This is a genomic window from Sphingobium chungangianum (assembly GCF_977014255.1).
The window spans coordinates 815,396-836,334 of record NZ_CDRNIV010000002.1; the positions used below are offsets into that span (position 1 = coordinate 815,396).

The following is a 20,939-nucleotide window of genomic DNA, read 5'->3' on the forward strand; positions in this document are numbered from 1 at the left end:
CATGACGCTTTGCGGTTTCGGCAATGTCCATTCGACGGAAGCGGTGGCGGGGGCGCTGCCGATTGGGCGCAATTCGCCTCAACATGCGCCTTATGGCCTCTATGCCGAACAGCTTTCGGGCACGGCCTTTACCGCGCCCCGGCACCAGAACCAGCGGAGCTGGCTTTACCGGATGCGGCCATCGGCGGAGCATGGTCCGTATCAGCCATATGACGGTGCGCGGCTTTTGCGGTCCGGGCCGCTCCCTGACGGCCTCCTTTCGCCGAACAGATTGCGGTGGGACCCGTTGGGCATGCCGGAAGCGCCGACCGACTTCATCGACGGGCTGGTTACTTATGCGATGAATGGCGACGTGACGCAGGGATTGGGTTGCGCCGTTCATATGTTCGCCGCCAATCGGTCCATGATCGACCGGGCCTTCTTCTCCGCTGATGGCGAAATGCTGATCCTGCCGCAGCAAGGGGCGTTGCGGATTGTTACCGAAATGGGTGTCCTGACGGCTGCGCCGTTGGACATGATCCTGATACCAAGGGGCGTGCGTTTTCGTGTCGAGCTGCTCGACGGGGCAGCGCGGGGATATGTCTGCGAAAATCACGGGACACCGTTTCGCTTGCCCGAACTTGGGCCGATCGGGTCGAACGGGCTTGCCAATGCGCGGGACTTTGAAGCGCCGGTGGCGGCCTATGAAGATGTCGAGCGGCCGTTTGAGATTGTGCAGAAATATATGGGGTCGCTCTGGACGAGCAGGGCGGACCATAGTCCGTTCGATGTGGTCGCATGGCACGGCAATCTTGCACCGTTCCGCTATGACCTGCGCCGATTCAACACGATGGGAACGGTGAGCTATGACCATCCCGATCCATCGATCTTCACGGTTCTGACGTCGCCCAGCGATACGCCCGGCACGGCGAATGTCGATTTCTTGATCTTTCCGCCGCGATGGATGGTGGCGGAGGATACATTTCGGCCGCCCTGGTTTCATCGCAATGTCATGAGCGAATTTATGGGCCTGATCGAAGGGGAATATGATGCCAAGGCGTCAGGCTTCATGCCCGGCGGCGCCTCGCTCCATAATTGCATGTCCGCGCATGGGCCGGATGTCGAAAGCCATGGCAGGGCGGTTTCGGCTGAACTTGCCCCGGTGAAGACAGACGCGATGATGGCATTTATGTTCGAAAGCCGGTTGCCCTATGCGCCTACTAGATGGGCGATGGAGACGCCGCTGCTTCAGCGCGATTATGATGGCTGCTGGAAGAGCTTTGCCAAGGCGCAGCTTCCTTCGCCGCCGGAGGAGGAGCGCTGATGAACTGGTGGGAATGCGATGAGACCCATGATCCCGCGCTGACCAGTTGGGTTGAAAGCGCGCAGAGGCATCGGGACTTTCCGATCCAGAATCTGCCTTTGGGCATCTTCGCGCCGCGTGAGGAGAATGCGCGGATCGGAGTGGCGATTGGCGACATGATCCTCGACCTGCGAGCTTGCGCGGAAGCGGGGCTGCTTGGCGGGAATTGGGAGGAGGTCTGCGCGGACTCGGTGTTGAACCGGATGCTCGCGCTTGCGCCGGAACAGAGGCGAGCTCTGCGGTGGCGGATCAGCGCATTGCTCTCCGACGTTACGAACCGTGCGGCGGTGGAGGCGATGCTCTATCCATCAGGCGAAGTTAAGATGCAGTTGCCCGCGCGCATTGGCGATTACACCGATTTCTATGTGGGCATTCATCATGCGAACAATGTCGGACGACAGTTTCGGCCCGATAATCCGCTGCTCCCCAACTATAAATATGTGCCCATCGGCTATCATGGCCGTGCGTCGTCCATACGTCCGTCCGGCGTGCCGGTGCGGCGGCCGTGTGGACAGCGCAAGCCGCCAGATGCGCGGGAGCCTGTTTTTGGCCCGACCGCGCGGCTTGATTATGAGCTGGAGCTGGGTGTCTGGATCGGGACGGGCAATGATCTGGGCAGCCCGATCCCGATCGATGAGGCGGGGGATCATGTCGCTGGATTCTGCCTTTTGAACGACTGGTCTGCGCGGGATTTTCAGGCGTGGGAATATCAGCCGCTTGGACCGTTTCTGGCAAAGAATTTCCAGTCGACTATCTCACCCTGGGTGGTGACGGCCGAAGCCATGGCGCCCTTCCGCATCGCTCAACCTGCTCGGCCGGAGGGTGATCCGCTGCCGCTGCCCTATCTTTCTTCGGACGCGGACCAGCGGCATGGGTCGCTGGCCGTGACGCTGGAAGTATTTATCCAGACGCAGCACATGCGGGAGAAGGGGCAGCCGCCATTTCGCCTCAGCACCGGGCCAGCCAGCAACATGTATTGGACGGTCAACCAGATCGTGACGCATCATGCGTCCAATGGGTGCAACCTCAATCCGGGGGACCTGTTGGGCACGGGCACGATCTCCGCGCCGACACGGGAAGGGTATGGCAGCATGTTGGAACTGACCGAAGGTGGGCGAGAGCCGCTGATATTGCCTGATGGAGAGAAACGTTCCTTTGTCGAGGACGGCGACGAGATTTTCCTGCGCGCGACGGCTAACGCGCCGGGTTTCGTTGCGATCGGCTTTGGCGAATGCCGGGCCGTGGTGATGCCCGCATGACCGCGCCTGTCACCCTGCACGGATATTGGCGGTCGTCCGCCGCCTATCGCGTGCGCATCGCGCTGAACCTCAAAGGCGTCGACTATGTTCAGGTCAGTCATGACCTGCGCGCGGGGGAGCAGCGGGACGCCGATTACCTCGCTATCGCGCCTCATGGCCTGGTGCCCGCTTTGGAGGCGGAGGGTACGACCCTCATAGAAAGTCCCGCCATCCTCGAATGGATCGACGGCAAGTGGCCCGAGCCGCCTTTGCTGCCCAACGATGCGGATGAAGTTGCGGTTGTGCGTGCGATGGCGGCGTTGATTGGTTGCGACATCCATCCTCTCAACAATCTGCGTGTCCTCAACCGATTGCAGAGCCAGTTTCACGCATCCAAGGATCAAGTGAAGGAGTGGGTGAGGCATTGGATCGCGGAGGGTTTTGCGCCGCTTGAGCAGTTGGTCGCGCGGCATGGGGCGGGCTTCGCTTATGGGAGCGGACCGACATTGGCCGACTGCTATCTTGTGCCGCAGCTTTATAATGCCGGGCGGTTCGGGGTCGATTTGTCGCCCTATCCCCGATTGGTGGCGGCGGGAGAGGCTGCCCTGGCGCTGCCTGCTGTTCAGGCGGCGCATCCGGATCGGCAGCCGGATGCGGGTTAGCCTAACTGTCTCGAGACCTTAGTTGCCGTCCAGATGCGCGAAGTCGAACTGGCTCGTCGGGATGATGTCGATGCGCGAGAAGTCGATGAATCCTGCGCAGCTTTCCGCCATATCCTTTGTATTGCGGGCGAATTTTTCCTCATCGCCCACCGCATCGAAGAAGGCGGGGGAAACGGTCATTGCTTCCGGCGAGAAGCATTCCTCGACAAAGGCATCATAATCGGGCGCGTCAGACGTTAGCGGGCGGACGATGATATTCTGGACATATTCGAAATTCGCCTGCGTATCGATGGCGACGCGGGTGTGGTGACTGTGCCAGTGCGCGACGGCATCGTCCCAGCTCATGTCGGAACGGAAGGAGATGAAGCTGGCCTGCGACCAGCCCCAGGTGCGCGCGCCTGCCTGCGGCACATGATCCCGGTTGGGGATGATGGTGGATTCCGCAACCAGCCATGCCGCGAACCGGCCGCTATGTTCGGCCATTATGCTATCGATAGGGCCGCGGAAATGGGCATTGGCGGTGGGCAGCCAGAATTGCACAAGCGCGTCCTGCTGCGGCTGTTGCCATGTCTGGAGGAGCGGCGCGGCGGGCTCCACGGTCGTATCGCGGACATTGAGGCGGATCGCACTGGCGCCCGCTTCCTTGAGTGCGGCGGGAAGTGTGGCCTTCAATTGTTCCGCATAATCGGCGCGGCTTACGCCCTCCGGCGCCCAAAGAGCATAGATCAGCTTTTCCATTCAGATCTCTCCATCAATCTTTCAGGTCAGTCGAAATTGGCCTGTCCGCCGTCTAGCGGAATGGTGGCGCCAGTCAGATAGGACAGGTCCGATCCGCACAGGGCGACGATGGCGCGGCCGATATCTTCCTCCAGCCGACCGATGCGGTCGAGCGGGATAGTGCGGAAGAAGGCCTTGGCCTCTTCGGGATTATTTTCGATCCACCATTTGAGGCCCGGCGATTCAGCATGCGGAGCGATGGTGAGGACGCGGATATTCTGGCGCCCCCATTCCGCCGCACCCGCGCGCGTCAGGACGCGGGTCGCCTGCTTCACCGCGCCGTAACAGCCATAGCCGGTCATGTCCCAGCGGATGCCAGCGGACGAGGCGAAGTTGAAAATGGTGCCGCCGCCGCGCGCCGCCATGTGGGGACGAACGAGCTTCATCAGGCGGAAGGAGGCGAGCGGGCCGGATTCAAATCCGGCGAGGAAAGCCTCGTCCGTCACTTCATCCAGCAGGCCGAGCGGCACTTCCTGCGCATTGTTGATCAGGATGTCGACGCCGCCCAGATCGGTGACTGCCCTGTCCACGGCGGCGGCGAGATCGTCCGCGTCCTTGACGTTACAGGCGGCGGCGATGGCGCGGACGCCGCGTTCCTGCGCAAGCTGCGCGGTTTCCTGCACCTTCTCAAACGTCCGTCCGGCGAGGAGCAGGTCGACGCCTTCACTGGCGAGGGCGAGGGCGATGCCCTGCCCGATGCCCTGTCCCGCCCCGGTTATGAGGGCAACCTTGCCTTGCAGAGCCGACATCGCTCTTCCTTTCCTTGGCCTAGTTTCTGTTTATCATGGGCCGCCGCCCCTTTGGCGTCAGACTTGCTGAGGCCGCAATATCGCGTCGCTGCCGCCGTCGATGAAGATCAATTGGCCGAGAAGATAGTTATTTTCCATGTTGAGCAGGAAATCGAGCAGTTCGGCGATATCTTCGGGTCCCGCATAATCCTTGATCGCGATCGGATTGCTCTGGTTGATCAGCTTGACCATGTCGGGTTGGTCGAGAAGCGGTGTCGTCATCGGCGTTTTCACGACGCCCGGCCCGATGCCGTTCAGCAGGATGCCTGCACCGCCCCATTCAGGTCTTACCGCTGCACGGCGCATCCAGTGGGACAAGGCGTTTTTCGACGTGGCATAGGCGTTGCCCCCGTCGGCGGCCATGGCGTCAAGCGCGGCCTGTTCCTTATCCGCGAGGCAAAGTTCGACCACCTTGCTGTTCGACGGCAACATGGCGGCGGTGGAGCAGATGGCGACGGCGCGGGGCCGGGCGGATTTCGCCAGCAGGGGTCGTAGTCCTTCCAGCGTTGCGACCGCGCCGAAATAATTGATGGCGATGGTTTCGCGGTCCATATCCTGACGTGAGATGCCGGCGCCTGCAAGCACGGCATCGATGCCATCGGGCGCAAGGCGCGTCACCTGATCGACCATGGCGGTTCGGCCTTCGACGGTGCCCAGATCGGCATCGATGTCGGAATTGCGCAGATCGACGCCAATGACGCGATGGCCGCCACGTTCCAGCCTGTCGCGGGTGGCGGCGCCGATTCCCGATGCAGCGCCGGTTACGACTATGGTTCTGCTCATGAAACACTCTCCATCTTTTGCTTTGTTGCGTTGTAGATGGCAGTTTTTTCTGCGCATAGCCAGTGCTTGTTCTCTCGGTCGCATGAGATTATCGTTGTGGTTATGACGCAGCAGCTTTTGACCGATGCCAAAGCCATGCCGAGCGGCCATAGCGGACCATGGACGGTGTTGGCCGTCGCCGTCAGCAGTGCCGCGCGTGTCGAACTTCGCCGTTATGAGCTGCCCCGGCCCAATGAGATGTGGGAACTGGACGAAGCGCCGATCCTGTCGATTGTCATGCCGCGTGCCGAAGGTACGCAGGGCGAGATCATGTTCGATATGGGTGACCGGAGGCGGCACAAGGTTGGCCGCCTGATGTTGCGGCCCGGTGGCATCGCGATGCATTCGCGGGGCGATGGGGGCACGCTGGACATATTGACCTGCCGGTTCGACCCGGTGCGCTTTGCCGCTGTAACGGGATTGTCGGACTGGGATTCGCGGCGGTTGAGCCGGTGCGCGGCGATCAACTCACCTGTGCTGATGGCGCTGGCGGAGCGGCTGAAGCAGGAAACGGTGACGCCGGGCTTTGGCGCGGAGATGGCGGTTGAGGCGCTGGTGCAGCTGGCGATGGTGGAACTGGCGCGGCTGTTCCGGCGGGCGCGGCAGGCTGATGCGGCGCAGGGTGGCCTTGCGCCCTGGCAGCTTGCCCGGATCGAGGAAGCACTGCGGTCAAGCGATGGGGAATGGCCGACGACGCAGGCGCTTGCCAGCCTGTGCGGGATCAGCCGGTCGCACCTGTCGCGATCCTTCGCGGCGACGACGGGCATGGCGCTGTCCGACCATGCCGCCGCGATCCGGATGGAGCGGGCGCAGGACATGATCCGGGGGGGATTGCTGCCGATGAACCGGATCGCGGAAGCGTTGGGCTTTGCGACGGCGAGTGCTTTTAGTGCCGCGTTTCGGCGGGCTACGGGGCTGACGCCGCGCGCGTTCCGGCAGGGGTTTCATTAGGGGTGGTAACTGGAGTTCGCACTCAATTGCCGTTCGTGTCGAGCGAAGTCGAGACACGGTGTGCTCTCGCTTCTCGATTGCGCTCGAAGCGAACGGACTTAGTGATTGGCCTTTAGAAATTCGATCAGCACCTGCGCCAGTGCTGCACCTTGATCCTCCTGCACGAAATGGCCGCCATTGGGGATGCGTGTGTGCGGCTGGCCTTGTGCGCCGGGGATGCGGCGTTGGAAGACCGCTTCCCAGGCGATGGTGGCGGGGTCCTGATCGCTGAAGGCGGTGAGGAAAGGCTTGTCCCAGCTTTCGAGGAAGCGCCAGGCAGCGCGGTTGGCCTCCAGTCCTTCCGCGCCTTCGGCGATCGGGATGCCGCAGGTGATTTGCAGCATGCCCTTTTTGTAGGCGGCGTCGGGGAAGGGGGCGGCATAGGCGGCAAGGACTTCTGCCGAAACATTGGTGACGCAGGCACGACCGACCAGCAGGTCGAGCGGCAGATCTTCGCTGGTGCGGCAGGTTTCGACCCAGGCGGCGATCTGCTCGCTGGGCCAATTGGGTACGCCTAGTGGCGGCGGGTCGCAATTTTGGAGGAGCGTGTTGGTGGCGAGGACAGCGCTGAAGCGCTCGGGACATTCGGACAGGACGCGCAGGCCGATGGGGCCGCCCCAATCCTGACAGACGAGGGTGACGCCGCGCAGGTCGAGTGTTTCGATAAAGGCGCGCATCCATTGGACGAAGCGGTCGAAGCTGTAATCGGCGCGAAAGGCGGGCTTGTCGGATTTGCCGAAGCCGATCATGTCGGGCGCGATGACCCGGTAACCGGCCGCCGCGACCGGGCCGATCATGTGGCGGTAGAGATAGCTCCAGGTCGGATTGCCGTGCAGCATGAGGACGATGGGGGCCTTTGCATCCCCTTCGTCCACATAATGCATGCGGAGCGGCCCCAGGCGGGCATCCGCCACCTCCACATAATGGGGCTCGAAGTCATAGCCCGGCAGCGCATCGAAGCAGGCTTCGGGTGTGCGCAATATGCCAGGCCGGACTTCCATCGTCAGGAAATGTAGCGTTCGCGATAGGTGGCGAATTCGCGCTTGATCGCTTCTTCATCCAGGCCGAAGCGTTCGAGCGAATAATCGTGCATCGGGCGCTGCTCGCGCTTGTTGCCCGCAAGAAATTCGGCCAGCACTTCTTCCAACTGCGCATCGACGGGGATGCCCATGCGGGAAAGGACGCGTTCGGCCTGCGCCATCGGTTCCTTGCCGACTTCGCGATAGTCGATGTCGATGAAGCGGTCCTCGCCGATCCGTTCACGCGCCGTTTCGAACATGCGCATCCATTCGACAAGGCGCGGGAACCAGAAGGCACCGACTTCCGCGTCGGTGAGGGTGGCGCTGAGCTTGTAGAGCGCGGCCTGCATGGAGACGTATGAGGGGACGGTTTGCAGCGGGTCGCGATGCGTCATGATGAGCAGCGCGTCCGGGAAAGCCTTTGCCGCGACCTCCGCATAGGGGAGGTTGGAGGGGCTCTTCAATATCCACTTGCGGCCCTTGCGCGAAGGGTCCTGCCACTGGAGATATTTGAGGACTGTCTTGAGGTCCTCATGTCCCTTGGACTGGTCGTAAGTGTTAAGCCAGCGGGTGAAGCTGGGCACATAATTCATGCCCTCGATCATCGTGCTGACGAACATCTGGCCAAGGACCAGGATTTCTTCGTCCGGCGCGTCGGGTTCGAGCGGATGGATGGACGCCAGTTCGGGTGAAAGCTGGAGCCAGCCGTCGATCATCGCCTGCGCATAGGCGCGGCGGTCCACCGGATTGCCGCGTTCTTCGCCGGGGAAGGGGGCGAAATTCTGCGCCTCGTACCAGCGCAGGCCCGTCATGCCCGGCGCGCTGGCGAGCAGGCGCTGGAAGATGGTGCTACCGGTGCGCGGCAGGCCCAGGATGATGCCCGCGACATCTACCTGTTCGTCAAGGATTTCAGGGTGGCGCTTGATGTCCTCGACCATGCGCAGGCGGCTGACCAAGCCCTTAACGATCACTTCCGTTGTCGAAGCGCGCCCGGCCGGGGTCAGGCGTCCTTCGCGGTTCGATGCTTCGATGAAGTGATCCATCGGTTCGAAGAACCATTCGTCCCCGAAATCGGCGAGTCCTGCCCTTTCACGCGCCTGTTGCAGCAGCGCCTCCCGTTCGAGGGGCTGGGTCGGGATCTGGTCGGGCTGGGTCGCCATGGTCGTCACTCTTCTTCAAAAAGCTTGGGGTTGGATAGGATCAGCCTGCGGTCTGGCCGCCGTCGACGGGGAAGGCAACGCCGGTGATGCGCCGGGCCTCTGGTGATGCCAGAAAGGCGACGGTGTCGGCGATGTCATCGGTGGTCGCCATTGCGCCGCTGTCGAGCCAGGAAGCCGAACGCATGACCATCTGCCAGTCGATATTGTCCGGCGGGGTCTGATGCAGCATCGGCGTGTCCACGCCGCCCGGACATACGGCATTTACGCGCACGCCTTCCTTCGAAAATTCCAGCGCCAGCGCGCGGGTCAGCCCGACCACGCCATGCTTGGACGCAGTGTAGGCCGAATTATAAGGCACGCCGACGAGGCCAGCAGCGGACGCCATGTTGACGATATTGCCGCGGCGCTGAACCAGGTGAGGCATAGCGGCGCGGCACATCTGATAGACGCCGGTCAGGTTGACCGAGATGACGCGGTCCCACCGGGTGCGATCAACATCTTCGAAGCGGCCGAAATCCAGCACGCCAGCGATGTTGCAGAGGATGTCGAGCCCGCCATGAAGCGCGACCGCGCGATCAACTATGGCCTGGCAGGATGCTTCATCCGCGACGTCGAGCGCGAGGGCGGTAGCCGCCGAACCGATGGCCTGTGCCGTCTCCTCTACACCCTGCGCGTTGCGATCGCCGATGATCACCTTGGCGCCGTCGGCCGCCAGCCGCTTTGCCACCGACAGACCGATTCCCGAAGCCGCGCCGGTCACGATCGCCGTCTTGCCTTCCAGACGCATGCTACCTCTCCTTAACCTGTCATTTTGTTGGTTGATGCTTGCGTCAGTTTGCTACGCAATTCAAGGCTCATACACGGAAAAACTTGACAAGCGCGAACCCGACGGGCCTGTTTCCGTTTATAAAATCAGAAGGAGGATGTCTGATGCTTTCGCTTCAGGAAATATCGGATCGGCTGGAGATTCAGGATCTTCTGTCGCGCTATAGCTATGCCATTGATGAGCGGAACTGGGATGGGCTGGACGACGTCTTCACGCCCGACGCAGTGATTGATTACAGCGAAACCGGCGGCGCGAAGGGCAGTGTCGCTCAGATCAAGGCATGGTTGCCCGTGGCCATGGAGCGATTCCCGCTATTCCAGCATATGGTGGCAACGACCAAGCTGGAACTGGACGGGGACACGGCGCGCAGCCGGACCGTTCTTTTCAATCCCATGGTCTATAAGGGCGAAGATGGCGCGGAGCAGGTGTTCTTCATCGGCCTCTGGTATCGTGACAAGCTGATCCGCACCGACAAGGGGTGGAGGATCGCGGAACGATATGAGGAAATGGGTTACGCCCATAATGTGCCGGACATGCCGCCCGTGCCAACGGTCGTGGCATGAAGGCGCGCTAAGCGGCCTCCAACTTGTGCCCTGATCGGGTCCCCACCCGGGATCCGCTGTCGGAAGCATTCTTGCGCGTTCCGCCACTATCTGGACCGGTCAATATATCCTATAGCCGAGCGTTAGAGCTGCACGGCGTTCGTGCGGGTTCATGGTGCCAGGCCAAGGGGGGACGAGGCCAGTCGATGATCAGCAGCGAGGCGGAAAAAAGGGTTGAGGGGGCAACGCGGCGGGTAGGCAGGCCCAATGCGCGCGAGGCTGAGCTGAAACAAGAGGCAATGCTGGAAGCGGCGCTGGAGGAATTTTCGAACCATGGTTTCCATGGTGCCTCGGTGCGCTCGATCGCCGAGCGCGCGGGGGTATCCACTCGGACGGTCTATAATCGCTATACCGACAAGGTCGCGTTGTTCGAAGCCTGTCTGGAAATGTCGGCCATCCGTCATCACTTCCCGGGCGATTGCAAGGGCACGCTGCGTGAGCAGCTGATGCGCTACGCGCTGCATGTAAGCACCCGGATAAACCATGACCGGCAGGTCAGGCTGGCCCGCATCATCTATCGCGAAAGCATCAGCTTTCCTCAACTGGAGGACGTGTCGCGCCGTCAGTTCGAGCGGTTCCAGCTTGATCCGTTGCAGCAGATTTTAAGGGAGCATGGTTTCAGCAAGCCGTGTGCTGAAACGCTGGCCGATTTGTATGTCGCCCTGCTGCTGCGGCGGTGGCAGTATCGCGTGATCTATAATACAAAGGCCATGACCCCGGCACAGATCAAGGCCAATGCCGAAACCGTGACAAGCCTGTTCCTGAACGGCGCAGGCGCGATGTTGAACGAGGATAGCGCCGCAAAGAAGAACTGACGCGGTTCCGGTTAGCCCTCATACGGTCGCAATCGGCGTCACGGGTGAACCAACACTGCCCGGCAGGCGGAGCGGCGGCGCGGTGAGCAGGAAAGCATGGCGATTTCGTTCATGCAGCCATGCGGCCAGTTGCTCCAGATACCAAAGCTCGCCCAGAAAAATGCCCTGCCGGAACAGGCAGAGGTCGTGGATGGGCAGGCGGATGGGGGGTGGTTCAGGCGAAAGGATGAGGTCGAGCGCCTCGATCGCAATATTGTCGGAGCAGATGGCGGTGATGCCGCTATCGACGATCCATTGGAGCAGGCTTTCGTCACGGCCGTCCAGCGCGCACCCTGCCATGGCCAGCGGCCTATCCTTGCCGCTCGCTTCCCGGTCGAGAACCATCCGGTCGACGCCGGTGTAGAGGAGCAGGAAGTCGCCTGTACGCACCTCCACGCCCTGTGCGTCCATCGCGCGCAGCAGATCGTCGCGGGAGATGGGCCGGTACTCTGTGCCATAGGCGGCTTTCAGGTTCACCATGACGCCGCGACCCTGCACGCCCGCCATCGCCAATGTCTCTATGCCGAGCGCGCGGGCGCAGGTCTCGCCAGCCGGGCCGCCGGGGCCGCTGATATGATCGCCAGCGCGGAAGCCGTTATAATAGACCAGCTCCGCCACGCCGTCGCCGTCCGCATCGAAGGCGCGACCGCGATGTGACAGCGCGTCCCACTGCGTGGAATGCTGGGTGTAGAGCAGGACCCGGTCATCGCAGGTGGATTCTTCGCCATTGGGGTCGAGGCGGTTGTACATTTCGCCCTCCTCATCGCAGGCTGCGCTGAGCAGCGGAGGGCGGCGGAAAGGCGCGAGGGGAATGGTGGGCACGTTGAGCGGCAGGCTGAGCGTGAAGGCTATGCCTTCGACGACTTCCGCCATGGCGGCGCGGCGGCGTTCGGGCGTGATCAGGTTCATCCGGCCGATCTGATCATCCTCACCGAAATCGCCCCAATTCGACCCTTCGGGCCGGTGCACCCAGCGCGGCATGTTCACTCTCCTTTATGCTATCCGGTCAGGGTAAAGCTGTCCGATTACCCGACGCAAGCCTTCGCGCGTTAACGGCCTGTCCTGGCGTAGGGAAATTACCACATGAGAGGCAGTTTGATCTGCTTTTCTGTGGACGGAAGATTGGGATGTTGTGTTCAAAATAATGAATGAAATGCAGAATTGACAGCGGTTGAGATATTGATTTCACAACATGTCCTGTTAATAGGCCTGTGAAAGTGAGTGCTTACACAACACCCGGTGAACGGGGGTGGGGCACGGGCCTTAAAAAGGGGGAGTTAGAGTGCGGCCTGCATGACATCGTAAGATGAACGCATACGAAGACGCCGCGGCACCATTCATTTCGAACATCGACGCGCCAGCCTGAACCATCGCCATGTCGGCGGAGGCGGGGCTGTTTCGGCTCTGTGGCGCTGATCAGCTTAACCAAAAAAACACAGTGGAGAGGATCGGGGTTGCGGTGAGAACGCCGCCAGCCCTGCATCATATGCATAGGAGAGTGTGAATGTCGTCTGTTATCCGCGCGCGGCGGCGGTTGCCGCTGCTTGCCACCAGCATGATGGCTGGCGTTGCCGTTACAATGTTTGCTCCGGCGGCCCTGGCCCAGACCGAAGCACAGCCGCAAGGCGCGGACGAGAATATCGGCCTGACCGACATCGTCGTGACCGCTAACCGCCGCGAGGAACGCAATCAGGACGTTCCGATCGCGATCACCGCGCTGTCCGCCGACCGGCTGGAGCAGCAGGGCATTGCCAAGGAGCAGGACCTTCAGGCGAGCGTTCCGTCGCTGGTCGTTGGCCCCAACGGGCAAGGGTCGCGCGAGTCGCAGTCCTTCACCATTCGCGGTCAGGGCGCGACGTTCCAGGCATCGCCGGGCGTCGTCGTTTATATGAACGAAGTGCCGCTGCCCGCTGGCATCACGCTCAGCCAACAGGGTGGACCCGGCAATTTCGTGGATTTGGAGAATTTGCAGGTCCTGTCCGGCCCGCAGGGCACGCTGTTCGGCCGTAACACGACCGGCGGCGCGGTGCTGTTGGTGCCCAAGAAGCCGACGAGCGAGTTCGGCGGCTGGATCAAGGGCGAGATTGGCAATTATGACCGCCGTTACGTCGAAGGCGCGGTCAATGTCCCGGTGATCGAGGACAAGCTGCTGGTCCGCGTCGTGGGTGCGTTCCATGATCGCGACGGCTTTACGCGCGATGTCGTGTGGAACAAGGATCGCGACAACGAACATTGGTATTCCGGTCGCATCGGCATCACCTTCAAGCCCACCGAGACCATCGAAAACTACACGATGATCTATGGCTCGAACTCCAAGAACAACGGCGCGGGCTTTATCCACAAGGGCTTCAATATCGCCGGTCTGTCTGCGCTTAACCTTTGCTATGAAGGCGCGACCATTCCTGGCGCTATTGCATCGTGCGATGTCTACCGCGCCGCGTCGGCACAGGCGAACGCACTGGGGCCGCGTCAGACCGCGCTGGGCATTGATATCTTTTCGCGCACCAAGACCTGGGGCGTTTCAAACACGACCGACATCGAGTTGAGTGACGAACTGACGTTGCGCAATATCGTCAGCTTCCAGAAGTTGAAGCTGGATTATGCCTATGACAGCGACGGCACGATCCTGCAGCAGCACGACGTCGATCCCAATCGCCTGCCTGCACCGGGCCAAGTGGTTTTGCCCGGCGACAACACGCCGCTCACCTATTTCAACGCATCCGATCCGGGCTTCCCGCGCGACGACCTGAAGCAGTTCACGGAAGAACTTCAGCTACAGGGTTCCGCGCTGGACAAGCATCTGACCTACACAGTCGGCGGCTTTTATTATGACCAGCGGCCGAGCGGCAAGCAGGTTGGCGCTGCGATCGTTTATTGCCCGGCGGCGTTCACCGGGACAAATGTCGGCACTCCGGGCATTGCCGTGTGCCCTGCGAACTACAGCACCTACGGCACGACCCAGACGTCCAAGGCGCTGTACGCTCAGGCAACGTTTGATTTTGGGGCAGTGTCACCTGCTCTGGAGAGCCTGCGCCTGACCGGCGGCTATCGCCACACCTGGGACAAGATCCGTGGTTTCTCCACTTCCTTCTTGCCGCAGATTGGGGGCACGACCGCGAAGTGCGGATCGACCAGCGCCATCGTGCCAATCGGTACTGCGCTTGCGGATTGCACCTACACCGCGGACCTGAACAGCAAGGCTTCGACCTGGCTGATCGGCCTTGATTACAAGGTGATGCGCGACGTGCTGCTGTTCGGCAAGGTGAGCCGTGGGTACAAGGCAGGCGGCTTCAACCAACAGGCCGTGTTCACCACTACCCGCACCTTCCAGCCGGAAACGGTCACATCCTATGAAGCTGGCTTTAAAGCCGACTTCCGCATTGCCGATGTTCCGTTCCGCCTCAACACCAGCGCCTATTTGCTGGACTATAAGGACATTCAGCGGGCGGGCGCGGACTATAATCCGGCGTCGGCTGCTGGCGGCGCGGTTGTCCGTAATGCCGATGCGCGGATCAAGGGCGTCGAAGTCGAAGCTTCGATGCAGCCGTTCAAGGGTCTGGAGATCGGCGGCAACTTCAGCCACACCGACGCGAAGTACAAAAATTACGAGTTCACCACGCCCACCGGCGGTTTCGGCTGTAACGGCGTCGTGGCGCCGGGCGGCACGGTGGACCTGAGTTGCCTGCCCTTCCAATATGTGTCGCCTTATATCTGGAGCATTCATGCCAATGCTACGGTGCCGATGGGCGACGACATGGGTGAGTTGAACTTCTTCGCGAACTATTCGCACAGCTCGCGTCAGTATACCGATCCCGGCAACGTGCCCGCGCTACAGCCGGGCGCCTATCTGGAACCGTTCGGTCTGCTCAACATGTCGCTCGACTGGAACGGCGTTGCGGGCAGCGGGTTCGATGTCGGCCTGTTCGTCACCAATGCGACCAACAAGCTCTACCGGATCAGCAACAGCAATGTGTATCAGCAGGGTGGGTTGTTGTATCAAACGAGCCTTTATGGCGAACCCCGCATGTACGGGCTGCGCTTGAAATATCGCTTCGGCGGAGAATGATCAGGGAGGGCCGGGGAAACCCGGCCCTTTTTCTTTGTGGACATGTCGGGCGCGGGAGGCATCATTCGGCATCGGCAGAATTAACCGGGGAGAGGGTGAGAAATGGCTGTGAACGGATTGCCCGAGCGGCTCACCCGCCCGGACATGAATGCGCAAGAGGCCTTTGCCGCCTTTGTTGGCGGGTGGCAGCTGGTTCTGTGGACGACTTTTCATGCCGATGGCACGCGGGATCATCCGTTCGGCACCGATGCCGTCGGCCAGATCATGTACAGCGCCGACGGACATATGAGTTGTCACCTGATGCAGGCGAACCGGCAGAGGTTCGGTGAGCCCAGCGTCTATCAGGTGAGCGACGCGGCGCTGGGGGCGTCGATGCGCGGCTATAGCGGCTATTTCGGGCGCTTTTCGATCGATGCGGAAGCGGGGATCGTCACGCACCATGTCGATGGCGCCTGGTATCCGGACTGGATCGGATCAGAGCAGCCGCGCCATTATGCGTTTGAGGGCGACAGGCTGTTCCTGGAGGCTGCGATTGGCGATGATCTGGTGCGGATCGAATGGCGGCGTGTGATTACGGACGTGGCTCGGGCGATGGGCGGTGTGTGATCTTCTTACACGGAAGCATCGTCATTAAGGCTCCTTTTCCGTCACCCCGGGCTTGACCCGGGGTCCCGCTGCCTCGGCAGCGTCAGAAAATAAGCGGGACCCCGGATCAAGTCCGGGGTGACGATCACTAAAACATGATCATGCTCCAGCCTTCACCTCCCCGCTGAAAAAATGGCGCACAAGCTGCCGTTTCCGGTCAGCCGCGCGCGCCATTTCTCCATTGTCAGGATCAGGCGTTCCCGCCCGTCATGTCGCGGGCGGCGACATAGGCGAAGGTCATTGCGGGGCCGATGGTGACGCCTGCGCCGGGATAGCTTTCGCCCATGGCTGAGGCGGCGTTGTTGCCGACCGCGTACAGGCCGGTGATCGGGGCGCCTGCGTCGTCCAGAACCTGCGCCTTGGCATTGGTGAGCAGGCCGCCATTGGTGCCGATGTCGCCCGGATAGATGGGCATGGCGTAGAAGGGGCCTTTGTCGAGGGGGCGCAGGCAGGGGTTGGGGCCGTGGCGGAAGTCGCCATACATTTTGTCATAGGCCGCTTCGCCACGGTGGAATTCGGGGTCTTCGCCCTTGGCCGCATGGGTGTTGAACTGGGCGATGGTGGCCGAGAGCGCTGCGGGATCGATGCCGATCTTGCCTGCCAGTTCCTCGATCGAGCGGCCCTGCTTCAGGATGCTGCGTACGCTCTTGTTATGGATGAACGTCGGCATGAGCGGGTAGAGCGGACCCATCGGGAATTTATGGCGATAGGTGTGGTCGAAGATCATCCAGCTGGGGCTGGCGTCATTATGTTCCGCTTCCCGCCGGGCCATTTGCTGGCCGACAATATGGTAGGAGGCGGCTTCGTTGAGGTAGCGCTTGCCGCTCTGGTTGACCATGAGGCAGCCGGGGAGCGCGCGCTCGACGGTGCAGAGCCGTCCCCGATCCTCGCCGGGCACGTAGAATACGGGCGCGGCCCAGGCCGATTGCAGGTTCAGCATGTTCGCGCCGACGGCTTCGCCCGCGCGGATCGCGTCGCCGGTGTTGCTGGTCACGCCACCCGAATAGCGCGAGGTCGGATAGAGGGGTGAATTGGCGTCGCGCATCGCCTGATTCTTGTCGAAGCCGCCAGCGGCGAGAACCACGCCCTTGCGCACGCCGATGCGGTAAGGCTTGCCATCCTTTTCGACCACGGCGCCGGTGACGCGGCCACCTTCGCGGATGAGTTCGCTGAGCGGGGTGTTGAGCCAGACGGGCACGCCCGCCTTATCGAGCGCCATGCGCAGGCCGCCGGTCAGCGCATTGCCGAGCGTCAGGCGGCGATCCTTGCGCGAAGTCAGGCGGAAGGGGAGGTCGAGCCAATAGCGCGACATGTTGACGACGAGGTTCTTTATCCAGCCCTTCGTGCGGTAGAGCAGCTCGCTCGTTTCGCTGAAATGCCAGTTGAGATAGCCGAACAGGCTGGCCGCAGGCGAGGCGAAGCGCAGGGTGCGGATTTCCTTGCCGAGCGGCTTGCCATCGATCGGCATGGGCAGATGGGTGCGATAGCCCTGCGCCGATCCGCCGGGATTTTCCGCATGATAATCGGGATAGGGGAAGGCCATGTACTGGACCGGCGTGTTCGCCATGACCCAGCGCAGCATGGGCGCGGCATTATCGACATAGGCGCGGATATTTTCGTCGGGGACATTGTCGGCGGACAGGCCGCGCAGATAGGTGAAGGCGTTGTCGAGATTATCTTCAAAGCCCGCCGCCCTGGCGACGTCGCTGCCCGGAATCCAGATGCCGCCGCCCGATGTGGCCGATGTGCCGCCCCACAGGTCGGCCTTTTCAACGATCAGCACGTCTGCGCGGTTGTGCGCGCCGACGAGGCCCGCGAGCAGGCCGCCCGCGCCCGACCCCACCACCAGAATGTCGACTTCCTTGTCCCAATTGCTCATTATAGCCCCATTCCGATCCGGGTTCCAAAGCGGAAGGGGAGCGCTGCCGCCATCAGGCCGCTGCGCTAATCCCCTCCCGCAATATTCACGCGAACTGTGCCCTTCCGGGCTATAATGTCAACTTCTTGCGTAGCTGGCGGGCGATTTTAGCGTGCAAGGATGACGGTTCAGGGGCGGATCAGCACCTTGCATTCGCGCGGCTGGCTGCGCAGCGCCTCAAAGGCGGCGGGCAGTTCATCCAGGCTAACGGTGGAGGTGTGGATAGGCTTTGGCTTGATCGCGCCGGTGGCGATGGCGTGGATCACTGCCTCGAAATCCCGTTCGTTGTAGGCCTGGCTGTAGCGGATGGTCAGTTCCTTGCCGAGGGCGATGACGGGGGTGATCGTTTCGTCGTGCAACACCACGCCCGCGACGATGATCTGCGCGCGGACGGCGGCGAGCTGCATCGCCTGGTTGAAGATGCCGGGAACGCCGATGCATTCGAAGATGATCCGGGCGCATTTTCGCCGGTTGCCTGAGCGAAGGCGGCGGCGACGTCCTGCGCCTGCGGATCGATGACGGCGGTGGCGCCGACTTGCTGCGCCAGCGCGCGGCGTTCGGGAGAGCGCTCGCTCACCACCACATGGCGCGCGCCGGCGTGGCGGGCGAACAGGGCCACCGCAATGCCGATGGGGCCAGCGCCGAGCACCAGAACCGCCGCATCCTTGGGCATGTGGGCCAGGGACACGATATGGTGGCCGACGGCGAGCGGCTCGACCAGCGCGCCTTCCTCAAGGGTGACGCCTTCGGGCAGGCGCTGGACCATGTCGGCGCGGGCGGTGACGAGCTGCGCATAGGCTCCCTGCGCGAGGAGGTTGGTGCCGGTGAACAGATTGGTCGGGCAGAGCGCGGGCAGATCGGCATCGCAAGCGGGACAGTGATGGCAGGCGTTCAAGGGAAGGGCCGTCACGCGGTTGCCGACTTTCCACGGGCCTTTCACGTCGCGGCCAAGGGCGGCGATGGTGCCGGCGAACTCATGCCCCAATATGAGGCCCGAGGGCGTATGGGCGCTTTCCGCCATGTGGAGGTCTGACCCGCAAATCCCGGCATTGGCGACTTCCAATATGACCTGGTCGGCGGCTGGAACCGGATCGGCGACGGTTTCGATGGCGAGCGGCTGGCCTGCTCCGCGGAAGATGGCGGCGCGCATCAGCAGCGGCCCGTCACGGGGATGCAGGCGCCCGTCACAGCGGCTGCGCCGTCCGACAGGAGGAAGGCGATGACGCTGGCGACCTGCGCGGGGGACACCCATCGGCTGAAGTCCGCATCGCTCATGTCCGCGCGGTTGGCGGGCGTGTCGATGATGGAGGGCTGGACGGCGTTTACGCGAACGCCATTGTCCTTTTCTTCCTCGGCCAGCGCTTCGGTGAGCTTTGCGATGCCCGCCTTGCTGGCGGCATAGGCGCCCATGCCTGCGCCTGCCTTGATCGCGGAGGCGGCGCCGATGCTGACGATGGCGCCGCCGCCATCCCGCAGGGAGGGGAGGGCAGCGCGGACGGCGTTGACGGCTGTGCGCAAGTTGATGTCGAACATCGTCGCCCAGGCCGCGACATCGCCATCCGCGACGGTTTCCCAGCGGAAGGCGCCCGCGACATTGACGAGCGCTGCGACGGGGCCGTTGGCGTTGATCGCCTGATTGACCGCAGTTGCTGTTGCGTCGGGATCGGCGAGGTCGATGCCGCCCAGATAGGTGCCCTGCGTCGCGGGGCCTGCGCTGTCGGCGCGGTCGATGCCGGTTACCTTATAGCCTGCCTGGCTTAGCGCCTGAGTGACGGCCTGGCCCAATATGCCGGCGGCACCGGTCACGATTGCGTGCGTTTTCATGCTCTCTTCTCCTGTCTCTGCGATCAGAGCGTCGATTCTTTCAGCTTCCTTTGGCCGAGCGGCGAGGGGGCTTCATCAGGGCCGCCGACGCGGGTCAGATCGTGGGGATAATGAACGGAAGCCCGCCAGAAAAGCAGCCCGCCGAAAATTGTCAGTACCGAAAGCAAGAAGAGGCTGACGCGGAGGGATTCAGCGCCGAACCGGTCAGCCAGCAAGTCGCTGACGACCCCGCCTATCACTGGGCCAAATGCGCTGCCGATCACGTTGATGATGACGACCAGCATCGCGGTTGCCTGCGCCCGTTGATGCGGCAGGACGAGGCGGGCGGCGGCTCCGAAGGAAGGGCCAGCCCACATGGCCGCCATCATGCCGGTGAGGATGGAAAGCAGCGCGACGCCAGGGACGCGCAGGCCGCCGATCTGCACCGCCGTTCCGCCCGGCAGGGTGAACATGACGATGAAGACCGGGAAGGCGAGGAGGAAGGCGATGGCGGGCACGCGCAGTTGCCAAGCTTCGCCACGGACGCGCAGGCGGTCCACGATGACGCCGCTGAGCAAGCTGCCCGTGATGCCGCCGATCGCCGCGCCGATGCCGAGCCAAGTGCCTGCCTCGACAAGGGTCATGCCATGGGAGCGCATGAAGAAGGCGGGCGTCCAGATGGCGGCGGCATAGCCGAATATGTTGAAGGTGCCGACGCCCAGGCCAAGCAGGCGCAAGGAGGGGATCGACCAGCAGCGCCTGATGGCATTCCAAAGGCTTTCGGACGGCCCATCGACGGTAACCTGCATAGCCTTGCTGCGGCGGGGGCCGGTAAGCCAGAGCAGCAGCGCCAGGGGGAAGCCGGGAATGGCGAGCGCGAAAAAGGCCCAGCGCCAGCCCCACATCGCGGCCACGGCTGCGCCGCCGGTCAGGCCGAGGACGACGCCGATATAGGTGGAGGCGGAAAGGACGCCCATGGCGCTAGACCGGCGGCGTTCGTCATAGAGGCTGGCGAGGAGCGATTGGGCAGGCGGCAGGCCGCCCGCTTCACCGATGCCGACCATCAGGCGAGCGATGCTCATCTGTAGTATATTGCCAGCCGCGCCGCATGCTGCCGTTGCCGCGCTCCACAAGGTCGCGGACAGGGTGAGGACTCCGCGTCGCGACCAACGGTCTGCGAAACGCGCGAGCGGCATGCTGAACAACACGTAACTGGCGACGAAGCCGGGTCCGCCGACGAGGCCGAGGAGCGAATCGGACGCGCCGAATTCCGATTTGATCGCGGGAATAAGGACGGAGAAGACGTGGCGATCCGCGTAGCTCAACGAATTGATCGCGAGCAGCAGCAGCAAGATATAGAGCGCATAGCCCGCGTGGGCCGGGCGTTCCTCCGTCGGCGCCATCATTCTCTCCTCACATTGGCAGGC

At 62.5% G+C, this 20,939-nt stretch carries 20 protein-coding genes and 1 pseudogene; 8 read left to right on the forward strand and 13 right to left on the reverse strand.

Features of this window, described 5'->3' with window-relative positions:
• The first annotated feature begins 1 nt into the window (after nt 1).
• From hmgA to maiA, 3 genes are read left to right on the forward strand one after another with little or no spacing between them, the layout of a single operon-like run.
• Complete coding sequence (hmgA, locus tag ACWNC0_RS03745; protein ID WP_449469700.1) at nt 2–1,303, forward strand: homogentisate 1,2-dioxygenase; 1,302 nt, start codon at nt 2–4, stop codon at nt 1,301–1,303.
• On the forward strand, nt 1,303–2,601 hold the full coding sequence (fahA, locus tag ACWNC0_RS03750) for a fumarylacetoacetase (protein WP_449469702.1): 1,299 nt from the start codon (nt 1,303–1,305) through the stop codon (nt 2,599–2,601). Before hmgA ends, fahA begins: the two co-directional genes overlap by 1 nt.
• Nucleotides 2,598–3,242, forward strand: a complete 645-nt coding sequence (maiA, locus tag ACWNC0_RS03755; protein WP_449469703.1) for a maleylacetoacetate isomerase — start codon at nt 2,598–2,600, stop codon at nt 3,240–3,242. Before fahA ends, maiA begins: the two co-directional genes overlap by 4 nt.
• An 18-nt stretch (nt 3,243–3,260) precedes the next feature.
• Here maiA and hsh3 read toward each other — a convergent pair whose 3' ends face one another.
• From hsh3 to ACWNC0_RS03770, 3 genes are read right to left on the reverse strand one after another with little or no spacing between them, the layout of a single operon-like run.
• The gene (hsh3, locus tag ACWNC0_RS03760; RefSeq protein WP_449469704.1) at nt 3,261–3,980 is read right to left on the reverse strand and encodes a 7-beta-hydroxysteroid dehydratase Hsh3; all 720 of its coding nucleotides are present in this window, start codon (nt 3,978–3,980) and stop codon (nt 3,261–3,263) included.
• A gap of 26 nt (nt 3,981–4,006) precedes the next feature.
• Nucleotides 4,007–4,768 carry an SDR family NAD(P)-dependent oxidoreductase gene (locus ACWNC0_RS03765; RefSeq protein WP_449469706.1) on the reverse strand — a complete coding sequence of 254 codons (762 nt, stop codon included), beginning with the start codon at nt 4,766–4,768 and terminating at the stop codon, nt 4,007–4,009.
• A gap of 57 nt (nt 4,769–4,825) precedes the next feature.
• Nucleotides 4,826–5,590, reverse strand: coding sequence for an SDR family oxidoreductase (locus tag ACWNC0_RS03770; protein ID WP_449469708.1), 765 nt, complete (start codon nt 5,588–5,590; stop codon nt 4,826–4,828).
• A 117-nt stretch (nt 5,591–5,707) separates the two neighbouring features.
• Here ACWNC0_RS03770 and ACWNC0_RS03775 point away from each other — a divergent pair, with 117 nt between their 5' ends.
• On the forward strand, nt 5,708–6,580 hold the full coding sequence (locus ACWNC0_RS03775; protein WP_449469710.1) for a helix-turn-helix domain-containing protein: 873 nt from the start codon (nt 5,708–5,710) through the stop codon (nt 6,578–6,580).
• 98 nt (nt 6,581–6,678) lie between these two features.
• Here ACWNC0_RS03775 and ACWNC0_RS03780 read toward each other — a convergent pair whose 3' ends face one another.
• The 3 genes from ACWNC0_RS03780 to ACWNC0_RS03790 are packed head-to-tail and all read right to left on the reverse strand — an operon-like array spanning nt 6,679 to nt 9,585.
• Nucleotides 6,679–7,620: a haloalkane dehalogenase gene (locus ACWNC0_RS03780; protein ID WP_449469711.1), complete on the reverse strand. Its 942-nt coding sequence runs from the start codon at nt 7,618–7,620 to the stop codon at nt 6,679–6,681.
• A gap of 2 nt (nt 7,621–7,622) precedes the next feature.
• Complete coding sequence (locus ACWNC0_RS03785) at nt 7,623–8,798, reverse strand: sulfotransferase family protein (protein WP_449469713.1); 1,176 nt, start codon at nt 8,796–8,798, stop codon at nt 7,623–7,625.
• Nucleotides 8,799–8,838: 40 nt separating this feature from the next.
• On the reverse strand, nt 8,839–9,585 hold the full coding sequence (locus ACWNC0_RS03790) for an SDR family NAD(P)-dependent oxidoreductase (protein ID WP_449469715.1): 747 nt from the start codon (nt 9,583–9,585) through the stop codon (nt 8,839–8,841).
• A gap of 143 nt (nt 9,586–9,728) precedes the next feature.
• On the opposite strand from ACWNC0_RS03790, the gene ACWNC0_RS03795 reads away from it, so the two are divergent.
• Both ACWNC0_RS03795 and ACWNC0_RS03800 read left to right on the forward strand, forming a co-directional pair.
• Entirely contained in the window at nt 9,729–10,187 is a 459-nt protein-coding gene (locus tag ACWNC0_RS03795) for a nuclear transport factor 2 family protein (RefSeq protein ID WP_449469716.1), read from the forward strand.
• A 185-nt stretch (nt 10,188–10,372) separates the two neighbouring features.
• Nucleotides 10,373–11,041 (forward strand): TetR/AcrR family transcriptional regulator, encoded by a 669-nt coding sequence (locus tag ACWNC0_RS03800; protein ID WP_449469718.1) that lies wholly within the window; start codon nt 10,373–10,375, stop codon nt 11,039–11,041.
• Between the two features lie 18 nt (nt 11,042–11,059).
• Here ACWNC0_RS03800 and ACWNC0_RS03805 read toward each other — a convergent pair whose 3' ends face one another.
• A complete protein-coding gene (locus ACWNC0_RS03805; RefSeq protein ID WP_449469719.1) occupies nt 11,060–12,061 on the reverse strand; it encodes a cyclase family protein in 1,002 nt (333 codons plus the stop codon).
• A gap of 523 nt (nt 12,062–12,584) precedes the next feature.
• Between ACWNC0_RS03805 and ACWNC0_RS03810 the strand changes: the two genes are divergently transcribed.
• Together ACWNC0_RS03810 and ACWNC0_RS03815 are read left to right on the forward strand one after the other, a co-directional pair.
• Nucleotides 12,585–15,146 carry a TonB-dependent receptor gene (locus tag ACWNC0_RS03810; RefSeq protein WP_449469720.1) on the forward strand — a complete coding sequence of 854 codons (2,562 nt, stop codon included), beginning with the start codon at nt 12,585–12,587 and terminating at the stop codon, nt 15,144–15,146.
• 102 nt (nt 15,147–15,248) lie between these two features.
• On the forward strand, nt 15,249–15,752 hold the full coding sequence (locus ACWNC0_RS03815) for a lipocalin-like domain-containing protein (RefSeq protein ID WP_449469722.1): 504 nt from the start codon (nt 15,249–15,251) through the stop codon (nt 15,750–15,752).
• 229 nt (nt 15,753–15,981) lie between these two features.
• Here ACWNC0_RS03815 and ACWNC0_RS03820 read toward each other — a convergent pair whose 3' ends face one another.
• The 6 genes and pseudogenes from ACWNC0_RS03820 to ACWNC0_RS03845 form a co-directional block, all read right to left on the reverse strand.
• The gene (locus ACWNC0_RS03820; protein WP_449469723.1) at nt 15,982–17,670 is read right to left on the reverse strand and encodes an FAD-binding protein; all 1,689 of its coding nucleotides are present in this window, start codon (nt 17,668–17,670) and stop codon (nt 15,982–15,984) included.
• 167 nt (nt 17,671–17,837) lie between these two features.
• Entirely contained in the window at nt 17,838–18,068 is a 231-nt protein-coding gene (locus ACWNC0_RS03825) for a hypothetical protein (protein ID WP_449469724.1), read from the reverse strand.
• Nucleotides 18,020–18,328 (reverse strand): zinc-binding dehydrogenase, encoded by a 309-nt coding sequence (locus ACWNC0_RS03830; protein WP_449469862.1) that lies wholly within the window; start codon nt 18,326–18,328, stop codon nt 18,020–18,022. Before ACWNC0_RS03830 ends, ACWNC0_RS03825 begins: the two co-directional genes overlap by 49 nt.
• Nucleotides 18,329–18,514: 186 nt before the next feature.
• A pseudogene (locus tag ACWNC0_RS03835) lies at nt 18,515–18,961 on the reverse strand (alcohol dehydrogenase catalytic domain-containing protein); the annotation flags it as partial.
• On the reverse strand, nt 18,859–19,533 hold the full coding sequence (locus ACWNC0_RS03840; protein WP_449469725.1) for an SDR family NAD(P)-dependent oxidoreductase: 675 nt from the start codon (nt 19,531–19,533) through the stop codon (nt 18,859–18,861). The gene ACWNC0_RS03840 and the pseudogene ACWNC0_RS03835, both read right to left, overlap by 103 nt.
• 23 nt (nt 19,534–19,556) lie before the next feature.
• Entirely contained in the window at nt 19,557–20,918 is a 1,362-nt protein-coding gene (locus tag ACWNC0_RS03845; RefSeq protein ID WP_449469726.1) for a spinster family MFS transporter, read from the reverse strand.
• Between the last annotated feature and the right edge of the window lie 21 nt (nt 20,919–20,939).

Bases quoted from the DNA above. Each gene is read 5' to 3' on its own strand.
- ACWNC0_RS03790 (WP_449469715.1), bottom strand. From the start codon at position 9,585: ATGCGTCTGGAAGGCAAGACGGCGATCGTGACCGGCGCGGCTTCGGGA.
- ACWNC0_RS03845 (WP_449469726.1), bottom strand. From the start codon at position 20,918: ATGATGGCGCCGACGGAGGAACGCCCGGCCCACGCGGGCTATGCGCTC.
- ACWNC0_RS03815 (WP_449469722.1), top strand. From the start codon at position 15,249: ATGGCTGTGAACGGATTGCCCGAGCGGCTCACCCGCCCGGACATGAAT.
- ACWNC0_RS03785 (WP_449469713.1), bottom strand. From the start codon at position 8,798: ATGGCGACCCAGCCCGACCAGATCCCGACCCAGCCCCTCGAACGGGAG.
- ACWNC0_RS03765 (WP_449469706.1), bottom strand. From the start codon at position 4,768: ATGTCGGCTCTGCAAGGCAAGGTTGCCCTCATAACCGGGGCGGGACAG.
- ACWNC0_RS03770 (WP_449469708.1), bottom strand. From the start codon at position 5,590: ATGAGCAGAACCATAGTCGTAACCGGCGCTGCATCGGGAATCGGCGCC.
- hsh3 (WP_449469704.1), bottom strand. From the start codon at position 3,980: ATGGAAAAGCTGATCTATGCTCTTTGGGCGCCGGAGGGCGTAAGCCGC.
- fahA (WP_449469702.1), top strand. From the start codon at position 1,303: ATGAACTGGTGGGAATGCGATGAGACCCATGATCCCGCGCTGACCAGT.
- maiA (WP_449469703.1), top strand. From the start codon at position 2,598: ATGACCGCGCCTGTCACCCTGCACGGATATTGGCGGTCGTCCGCCGCC.
- ACWNC0_RS03820 (WP_449469723.1), bottom strand. From the start codon at position 17,670: ATGAGCAATTGGGACAAGGAAGTCGACATTCTGGTGGTGGGGTCGGGC.
- ACWNC0_RS03810 (WP_449469720.1), top strand. From the start codon at position 12,585: ATGTCGTCTGTTATCCGCGCGCGGCGGCGGTTGCCGCTGCTTGCCACC.
- ACWNC0_RS03840 (WP_449469725.1), bottom strand. From the start codon at position 19,533: ATGAAAACGCACGCAATCGTGACCGGTGCCGCCGGCATATTGGGCCAG.
- ACWNC0_RS03800 (WP_449469718.1), top strand. From the start codon at position 10,373: ATGATCAGCAGCGAGGCGGAAAAAAGGGTTGAGGGGGCAACGCGGCGG.
- hmgA (WP_449469700.1), top strand. From the start codon at position 2: ATGACGCTTTGCGGTTTCGGCAATGTCCATTCGACGGAAGCGGTGGCG.
- ACWNC0_RS03795 (WP_449469716.1), top strand. From the start codon at position 9,729: ATGCTTTCGCTTCAGGAAATATCGGATCGGCTGGAGATTCAGGATCTT.
- ACWNC0_RS03780 (WP_449469711.1), bottom strand. From the start codon at position 7,620: ATGGAAGTCCGGCCTGGCATATTGCGCACACCCGAAGCCTGCTTCGAT.
- ACWNC0_RS03805 (WP_449469719.1), bottom strand. From the start codon at position 12,061: ATGCCGCGCTGGGTGCACCGGCCCGAAGGGTCGAATTGGGGCGATTTC.